We start from the raw sequence: 6,607 nt of genomic DNA, 5'->3' as shown, positions 1-6,607 counted from the left end.
AGGGTTGGAATCAATCCCAGTGCTGTGACGACGGTGAGCAGTGAGAACAGAATCAGTAAGGAATGCTGGATCAGATTCCACGGCAGCAAGTGTCGAACTTCCACACCGCTCATCTGATCCGCGACGAGCGATTGAAGCTTCCTTCGGAAGTCAGGCGAACCGTTGAGATGGTCGACTTCGCTGAGTTCAACGGCGGAAAGGATTTGACCTTTGAGTTTGGTTTGAGCCACTTCAAAACTTTCCGCGACTTCGGCGGGTGAGCTTTGGGATGCGGCAGCGATGCCGCTTCGATAGGCTGCCCATCCGGCAGCTATGTAGGCGATCAAACTCAAGACGATTCGTGGCAAGGTGGTAGGCCGCACGAAATGGTCGACCAAGGCCAACGCAATCATACCGGTGATCAACACGGTCACGCCCACTGCGATTCCGCGACAGGCCTGCAGTGTGGCTCGCCGTCGGGCGAACGCACGTAGCGCATTGCGAGTTGGAGGCAGTAGTTCGCTCGGAGCGTGATGATTCACACCGGGCAGTTCTCTGGACATTCCGAATGGCATCTCGCTCATACCAATCCCACCTTTTTGCGCATCCACCACTCGGTGGCTAGAAGAGCCAAGATGACCACGAACAGCCACCAGGATTCCCACATCAACGTGTCGGTTTCAATGATTTGACCGCGAGATAATGGCAGCAGTTGACTCAGCACTTCCTCCGCAGAGGATTCGTGGAAATACTTTCCTGCGCCGGCGTTCGCGATTTCTTTCAATGTGTCTTCATCCACGGCGACGCGATCCAGTTCTCCCTTTCGAGAGGGTTCGACCCAAATCGGTGCGGTTGCTTTCAAAGCAGACGCGTCGTAGCCACTGGCACGGATACGCACGCGATACTCACCGGGCGGCAAGGCGTTGGTTTGACCCAAGTAAGTTTGGCGGGAAGCGTCGTCCAGTTTCATGGGAATGGTGGCGACGATTTGGTCGTCGCGGATCAACAATGCGTCGACGGTCGCGGACGTCGGAGACGCCGTCGATCCGCTCAATGGCATGTCGTTGTCGAGCAACCGGACTCGGATCTGTGCGGATTCACCGGTTTCGTAATCGATTTTGTCGGTTCCGATCGCAACATACTCATCCCGCACGGCATAGGGTGGCTGCATCGCTGCGGTCAGCATTTGATTCCAAAAGCGGCCGTGCAATTGGCTTTCGATTTTGTAACGCCACCGCCAGGTTTGATCGGTTGCCAAAAAGAACACGCGGCCAGCGCCAAACAGACGTGTGACCAACCAAGGGACCCGGTTCTTAGAAGGGGGAGACGTTTCGGTGGCTTCGACCAACGCATCCGCCCACACTTCCGCGTCGGCACGAGCGTTTGTGACGGGAATCGCTGTGGGGACCGGCATACCGCGCCACAGTTGCTCATTTGATGCGATTTCAGAACTGAGCAGCATGACCGGTTGGGAACGCCCCGTCGCCGTGGGGCCAATCGACAGAACCGAGGGCTGCTGACGTTGGTAACGAAGCAGATCATCGTTGTTAGAGGTGCCCGCGGGATTGACGAATTCAACTGGGAGCAGTTCGTTCAATGATTCGATGCGTGACAGACGGTTGTAGCGACCGTTGAGAATGATGAGCCCGCCGCCGCGGCGAACGAATTCACGCAAGCCTTCGGAGTCGACCTCGGTCCACTGTTCCGGTGGGACTTCGCCCAACACGATTGCATCGTATCGATTCCAGTCGTCGAGAGTGGCTGGCACTTCGCCGGGGGCGTTGCCACGTGTGATCATCGGGGTGTCAGTACCTGGTCCAAACAGAACCGTGTCGACTTGCCAGGCAGGATCGCGAGCGAACAAATTCCGGAGATAACGTGTTTCCCATCGCGATGAACCGTCGAGGATCAACAGTTGTCGGTCTCGGCTGGCCGCTGCGATTCGGAAATCCCAACGGTCGTTTTCTGTTTGGCCCAAGCTGGTCGGTGCGGATGGATCGACCCGGCGAATGGAGGCTGTGAAGGGCAAGACAATGCTGTCCCGGTTGACGCCTCGGGCTTCCTGATTGGCGAGGCGGTTGGTGAGTGATTCCACGGGAAGATCGAAACTGATCTCGGTTTGACCATCCTGAGTGGCCACGAACTCATCGGACCAAACCAGAGTCTCACCAGAGCGAAGTTCGATTTGCAGGGTGTCGTTTATGACTCCAAAGTGTTTGGCCACGATGGTTCCGGTCAAGCGACCATCTGCTGCAATTCGTTCAGGGTGCTGGATGTTGGTGATCCCGATGTCAGCCGGTTCGTCGACGCTGCCGATGCCCACCGTGTGGACTTGCCAGCCCGCCTGCGAAAGTTGCCAAGCCAGATCCGATGCGTCGTCCACGCCGGCGGAGTCGCGACCGTCGGTCATCAGCACCACGGCCAAAGATGAGCCGGTCGCATCTGCCGAGTCGCTTGCTGGAGCGACCGGTAGAGCTAAATCGCTCTTGCCAGTGCGCGGCAGCATCGGACGAAGTGCCGCCGACAAGTTGGTGGTGGAACCGTTGGCCTCACTCAAAACGGTCTCCGGGGATGGAGGATCGGTTTCTGTGTCGAGGTCGTATGACTTCCATCGCGGTTGAGCCTCTTCGTCAAAGCTCATCACGTCGATCAGGTGAGTCGTTTGCAGGGTTTGGATCCAACCGTCGCTTTCGTCTTTTCCGAACAGCATCTCAACAGAACGGCGAAGGCGGTCAGGGGATTCACCGTCCGACGAATCCTGTTCGCTCATGCTCAACGATTGGTCAACCGCGAAAATCAATCTTGCGGGTTGGCCGATGACTTGGCGGTGATGCCAAATCGGGCCCGCCAAAAGCAGGATGGTGAGGATGATTGCTGTCGAACGCAAGGCAGGCAGCAACCAGGCAGCGGAGCCTCCAACTTGCTTGGTCTCTCTCAGATACAAACATGCCGCACCCAATCCGGTGAGGATCGCGATGGCAAGGATGGACCAAGTCGGCAGGTTCCAGGAGAACCGCAAGCTGGCGAGTGTCAGCGATAACGAAGCATTGTTCATCGACGACTCCCTGCTGAAGCGAAGGAAGTCTTCCAGGCGGTGGCGGCCGATTTCGGACGTCCCGCGAACTGCTGCCATAGCAATTCCGAGATCAGAACCAACAGCACCAAAAACATCATCGGACGCCAGATTTCTTGGCCGAAACGATCGGTGGCCGTGGCCTCCACGAGGTCGGTGGGTGAGTCGAACAAGCGAGCTTGCAACCGGTCCGCGAAGGTGTCGATTTGACTAGATTCCAACGTTCGAAGATCCGATTCCGAAGCAGGGATTTCTGCCACTCGAAGAATGGTTTGGGATGATCCTTCGTTCGATTCCTCGGTTGGTGCTTCGGACCGAAAGCGATAGATACCAGCCAGTTCGGTATCGTCGAACACGCGGGAGGACGCGTTCGGCGAGTCGTTTTTCGATTCAGCATAAGGTGTTGATTCTAATTCAACGTTGGATCCATCGGGCGTCGTCACGGTCCAAGCGGTGTTCGCGTTGGGGATCAACATGGGTTGGCCCGCGATCACGTTCATGGATTCTTGCCTGCCTACCAAATCGAGGACCAATTGCTGCATCATTGGCAAATAGACCGCACGCAAAGGCAGTGTGGACCATTCGGCGTCGCAACCGATTGCAAACTGAATCACATTGGATTTGCGGATTGCCAAAGCGGCCTGGTCGGAGGTTCGCAACAGAACTTGCGTGGAATTGGTAGCCGAATCTTCGATCAGCAACCGACGGTAACGACCCACACGAACCTCTTCCCAGATTCCATCGCCAGCATCCTGCAGCGATCCCCAAACGCTTTGCCGACCGCGAGGCGATTGGATTGTGAACCCGAGGCTTTCCTGTTCTTCCAGTGTGATGTTGGCTTCGTCGTCCAGGACGGCTTCAATATCAGAAGCCGTGACCAGGCGACCCAATTTCGCTGGCAACCACGGGATCTCATTCCACCGATTTTCAGCCACTTGTTCGCCGTCAAAGAAAACGAGTTTGCCGTTTTCAGAGAGGAACTGCTGAAGCAATTCGCTGTCGGATTTGTCTCCTGACGTGATCTGTTTGACGTTGGCGAAAACAATGACGTCGGGACGCTCGGCGGTGTCCCATCTGCGTGTCAGTTCGGAGGACCATCGCGCCCCTGTGAAGACTCGACTGGCGACAAGATCTGATCGCGTGTTTCCGTCCGTTTGTGTGCTCTCGTTGACACTCGCAAACGCAAAGGGACTGAGTGCTAATCGCAGGAAATCCGTTTCGCTTTGCAGCGGTTCGTCGGAGGGGGCACCGTCGACCAACCACACACGGATTTGTGGCAGGACATTGATGGCGAGTCTTCGGCGATTGTCCGCTGCGATCGCATCGGTGTGTTCAACAGCAAATGCCAAGGAATGGTTTCCGACCGAGTCGGGCGTGTGTGCGAATGTTAGAACCGATGAGCTGCGTGGAGCGATGTCGACGGTCGCTGTTTGGACAGCTTGTCCGTCATGAAACCAGCGTCCGGTCAACCGAGAAATCGGACGATCCGAGTCATTGCGAATTTTCGCGTGGAAGTGGACCTGACGATCTTTCAAGATCGCGGGAGCGTCCGACTGGAGTGTTTCCACGACCAGATTGTCCAGCACGTCATCAGACCGAGAGACGTTGAGCAGATCGACTCGCGGCGCTGGTGTCAGTCGGTCCAATCGAACGCGAGTGTCTTCGACCGCATCGATCCATTGGTTCCCGGATGCCAAACTGTTGGATTGAAAATCGCCACAGATCACGATTCGCCGGTTGGGATTTGAGGCTTCTTTGCTCGCGTCCAGGCAAGTTGTCAACGCGTCGGTGTAGTCTGCGGGGGGGCCGCCAAATTGAAATTCGGACAGCCCTGCCAACGCGTCACGCGGTGCAGATCGTTCAAGCGAGGCCGTGAGTTGACTGGTTAAGACAACGATGACTTCATCGCCACGCGACAGGTTTTCGATCAGTCCGGTGGCAGCTTTCAAGACTCGGTCATGGCGACCTGCTGCCTGCATGGATCGACTGTCATCGAGACAGAGGATCAACGTCAGCGGTTCGGAACCGGGCAGGGCGCGAGCGGAGGAGAGCAGCGGACGCGCCATCGCGAGTGCCAGCAAGATGGGAATCGCACATCGCAGAGCGAGCAGGATCCACTGATGCCACTGCATGCGTCGGCGGTTCTTCGCCACGACATCCTGCAGCAAGAACATCGCTCCCCAGTCCATCGAACGATAGCGACTGCGGAACAACAGGTGGATTGCCAGGGGAACAACAAACGCAAGTGCGCCGGCGAGCAGTCCTAGATTGAGGAAATTCATCGCGAGGAGTCGTCCTCTGCCGACGAGTTTGTTTGCGAGTTGGCCAAGGCAGCACTTGGGAAGGTCAACGAACCACTGACACCGCCTCCTCGTCGCAGTGTCACGAACCTGGCCAGTGCGTCAACGACTGGGGTGTCCGTTGTGATCATGGCGTGGTCAACACGGTTCCGCCGGCAGGCCGCTTCGATCGTCGCGTTGTGACGTTTCAAGGATTCGATGTATCGTGAGCGGATCTGGCGTGAATCGATGATCTCGCGGTGATCCGTGTTCTCCAAATCACGAAATTCGATTCGGTCGTGGAACGGGAAATCGACTTCATCTGGATCAAGGACTTGCAGAAAAACGACTTCTTGTCGCTGGGCTCGCAACGATGCCAGAGCCTTGCCGAGCGATTCTGGATCGCCGAGCCCGTCGGAAATCAGAACGACCAGTGATCGTCGTGGCAGTTTCAGCATCGCTTGTCGGATGACGGTTCCTAGGTCCGTTTCGCCACCACCCGAATTGTTGGCCAGGATCGCAAGCAACGCTCGCAAATGCGACGGCATCGTGCGAGGCGGCAACGACTCACCGATCTTGTCGTCGAACGTCATCAGCCCCACCGCGTCTTGGCTGGAGAGCATCATGTAAGCGATCGCTGCGGCAATGGCGGTCGCGTAGTCCTGCTTGCGTTTGCCAAGCGTTGAGCTGGATTCTGTCAGTTTCAGCGCACGACTGCCCGCGTATTGCATGCTGCCGCTGCGGTCGACCAACGGGGTGCATCGCAGGTTGGTTTCTTCTTCGAATTCGCGAATGTAAAGGCGGTTGCTTTTGCCGAACGCCCGCCAATCGATGTTCCGCAGCTCATCGCCGGGAACGTAGGGACGGTGTTCTTTGAACTCGACACTGGATCCTTTGTGGGGCGACCGGTGGCGACCCGCGGTCAGTCCCTCGACCGCCTGCCGCGCGATCCACTGCAGTGCGGCGGCACGCGACGCATCACGCGAGGTGAACAGATCAGGGAAACGCATGGCGGGTGGGTTCAGGAAGGCGGCAATCGGAGGCAAAATCGCAGCCCTATCCTAATGCAATCGCAACCCAAAGTCGCTGAGCAAAGCGAACTCTTCCTCGCTGGGTGTTTCGTGCTTTTAGTGAGTCGTTCCGATCCGTGCGTCCCCCCGTGGAGAGGTCGTGTCGTTTTTAAGTGCTGGGTTGCCAAGCGTTTATCATCACCCTCACCCTGGGAGGGTCGAGCGAAGCGAGGGGAGGGTCGAGCATCGGAACCAGCGCCTACCCC

The 6,607-nt window shown here is 57.1% G+C and carries 4 protein-coding genes; all 4 read right to left on the bottom strand.

Translation table 11 applies throughout. The annotated features are described in order from the left end of the window. Positions 1–563: hypothetical protein (locus ACF8AM_RS00045; protein WP_392553656.1), on the bottom strand; the 563-nt coding region annotated here is incomplete at its 3' end. Continuing rightward, on the bottom strand, positions 560–3,034 hold the full coding sequence (locus tag ACF8AM_RS00040) for a hypothetical protein (protein WP_392553655.1): 2,475 nt from the start codon (positions 3,032–3,034) through the stop codon (positions 560–562). The genes ACF8AM_RS00040 and ACF8AM_RS00045, both read right to left, overlap by 4 nt. Beyond that, on the bottom strand, positions 3,031–5,334 hold the full coding sequence (locus ACF8AM_RS00035; protein WP_392553654.1) for a BatA domain-containing protein: 2,304 nt from the start codon (positions 5,332–5,334) through the stop codon (positions 3,031–3,033). The genes ACF8AM_RS00040 and ACF8AM_RS00035 overlap by 4 nt, the downstream gene beginning before the upstream one ends. Continuing rightward, positions 5,331–6,341: a DUF58 domain-containing protein gene (locus ACF8AM_RS00030; RefSeq protein ID WP_392553653.1), complete on the bottom strand. Its 1,011-nt coding sequence runs from the start codon at positions 6,339–6,341 to the stop codon at positions 5,331–5,333. The genes ACF8AM_RS00035 and ACF8AM_RS00030 overlap by 4 nt, the downstream gene beginning before the upstream one ends. Positions 6,342–6,607: the final 266 nt, after the last annotated feature.

The organism is Rhodopirellula sp. JB055, from assembly GCF_043100905.1.
Classification (GTDB): domain Bacteria; phylum Planctomycetota; class Planctomycetia; order Pirellulales; family Pirellulaceae; genus Rhodopirellula.
Note: the sequence above shows the minus strand (reverse complement) of the source record. Positions and strands in the feature narration are given on the sequence as shown.

Bases quoted from the DNA above. Each gene is read 5' to 3' on its own strand.
- ACF8AM_RS00030 (WP_392553653.1), bottom strand. From the start codon at position 6,341: ATGCGTTTCCCTGATCTGTTCACCTCGCGTGATGCGTCGCGTGCCGCC.
- ACF8AM_RS00040 (WP_392553655.1), bottom strand. From the start codon at position 3,034: ATGAACAATGCTTCGTTATCGCTGACACTCGCCAGCTTGCGGTTCTCC.
- ACF8AM_RS00035 (WP_392553654.1), bottom strand. From the start codon at position 5,334: ATGAATTTCCTCAATCTAGGACTGCTCGCCGGCGCACTTGCGTTTGTT.